Source organism: Caballeronia sp. LZ003 (assembly GCF_031451465.1).
GTDB lineage: Bacteria > Pseudomonadota > Gammaproteobacteria > Burkholderiales > Burkholderiaceae > Caballeronia.
Window position 1 is genome coordinate 1 of the sequence record NZ_JARUXJ010000024.1, and the last position, 2,052, is coordinate 2,052.

The window sequence follows — 2,052 nt, forward strand, 5'->3', positions numbered from 1 at the left end:
TCCGTGACCGGCCGCCCGCCCATGATCGGATAGATGTCCGAAGCTAGATAGTTTTCGACCTGGTTGACCCGCGACGGCGATCGCGAAGGCTTCCAATGTGCGAACCACGCTTCGGCCGCCTCCTTGAACGTCACGTAGGGTTTGACTTCTGTCTTGCGTCGCTCCTGCACCGGATCCACACCACCCGACAACACCTTGCGCGCCTGTGCGTGACGTTCACGCGCCTCAGCCAATGAGACGTCCGGATACATGCCCAAGGACATGAGCTTTTCGCGGCCAGCAAAGCGATATTTCATTCGCCAGCATTTCGAGCCGCTCGGTGTAAGCAGCAGATACAGGCCGCGTCCGTCAAACAGTTTTCTGGCTTTTCCAGCCGGTCTGGCGTTGCGAATTGCGATATTGGTTAGCCGCATATTTGGGGGTATCTTCTTTATGAAAAGCACTTCGACGCTACCGCTACCCCCACGCGCACCCCCAAAAAGGGCACGCTGCGAAGGTATCTCCCAGGACCTCGCCGAATAAAACTAGCGCGACAAACGCAATGAAATCATGAAGTTGGAATAAGCGCCCGTACCTCCGCAGACGGGGTAGAACGCCCTCGAAAAGGTGCTATTCCTTCTTCTTGGAAATGCGAAATGTCCCCGCTGTCGCTTATTGGGCAAGGGTCTCATTGGCAAGGATACCGCTGATACCCCGTTAGTTACCCCCTTAATAAAGGCAGTGGCGAGCGCTCGTGTCCTGAGCGATACTGAAGACTGCATGCCTTCCAAGCTCGGCCGCCGACTCGACAAATGTTGTTCGGCATGCGGGAGACGAGGCAAACCATAATGCGGCAAGAAACCTATCGCCAGTGGATGGTGAAAGCGGCTTGTTCGGACACTGGCAAACCCTACAGTGCAAGCGTTTATTTAGAGGCTGCGCCGGTCACTCCACAGTCACCGAAACGGCGTCTTAGATTTGTCCGAGTCGTATTGCGCGACTCGTGTGTGGAAGCAGAAATGGCGGGGATTTTGTGGGCACGCGATTGGGTCGATACGCATGACAACGAGCACTGATTTCTTAAGAAGCATGTGACTCGTCAGAATTGCTCACTACGAAAGTTTCGTCGTGGTCCGCCGACGTGACGTGCTCATGCATCCGGCGAATCGAGAGGCTGTGCGATTGAGCGCGCTTCGCAAACGCACGAGCCCGGTTATAAACCGTGCCGCGCGAGCACTGAAGCTGATGCGCGATCACTTTGATGTTGGCGCGATACCAGTACACGCCAAGGAAGCACTCCGCGTCACCCGCGAAATCGGGTCGTTCGCAAAGCGCGTGAATCGCCATGTTCAGGTACGGCATATCGGCGTCAAGAAACGCATCAGGTTCATCGGTGCGCGTGCGCCGCGACGGCCGAAGCCTAGCGAGCACATTCGACTTCACCGGCGGCACGAAGATGCGACGTGTGCGACACCATTCCACCCAGCGATTGATGAGATCGTCCACCGCGTGGCGGTCATGCTGCATCGAGTGACTGTCTTTACTCATGTTTAGGACGCGCGCCAATTTTGGCGAGTGCTGTCGAATTAATGGTTTGAGCAGAAAGCAGGAATTCCTGCTTTCAAGTCCTGCAACGGAAACCGGCGGCTAGCGGATATCGTCCGTTTGACAGGTGAGATCGACGTGCTCACGGTTCGCATAATCGGGTAACACAGCGGTCACGTGAAACGCCGCGTCACCATGTACGACGCGCATTCCTGCCTGCACATCCGTACGATATCGAATGCGGATGCTCGCCGTGCCCATCGAAATGTTTGCGTTCGACGCCATCATCTCTTTGCCGCTGAGCATGCGGATGTTTGCGGGAACGGTCATTACGGTCTCCCAGCGCAGGCCTTCGTCGTTAGGATCACGGGGCGCGCGCCGCTCGATGCGCACGGTTCGATTAAGTGAGCCTGCTCGGAGCATTACGCTACCGCCGGATCACGAAAGCGCATAAGCAACGACTCGACCGCCGGACCGATGGGACTGCCGCCGCCCTCACGATCGGCGTAAAGGTGCCCCAACACGAGC

Annotated in this window: 3 protein-coding genes; all 3 read right to left on the reverse strand. The window is 56.9% G+C overall.

Translation table 11 applies throughout. The annotated features are described in order from the left end of the window. Positions 1-413 (reverse strand): Arm DNA-binding domain-containing protein (locus QCE79_RS32535; protein WP_309851454.1); only part of this gene is annotated, 413 nt, incomplete at its 3' end. A gap of 646 nt (positions 414-1,059) precedes the next feature. Next, complete coding sequence (locus QCE79_RS32540) at positions 1,060-1,527, reverse strand: hypothetical protein (RefSeq protein WP_309851457.1); 468 nt, start codon at positions 1,525-1,527, stop codon at positions 1,060-1,062. Between the two features lie 99 nt (positions 1,528-1,626). Beyond that, positions 1,627-1,917: a phage head closure protein gene (locus QCE79_RS32545; protein ID WP_309851460.1), complete on the reverse strand. Its 291-nt coding sequence runs from the start codon at positions 1,915-1,917 to the stop codon at positions 1,627-1,629. Between the last annotated feature and the right edge of the window lie 135 nt (positions 1,918-2,052).

Excerpts from the sequence above, each read along its gene's own strand:
- QCE79_RS32540 (WP_309851457.1), bottom strand. The coding sequence starts at position 1,527 with ATGAGTAAAGACAGTCACTCGATGCAGCATGACCGCCACGCGGTGGAC.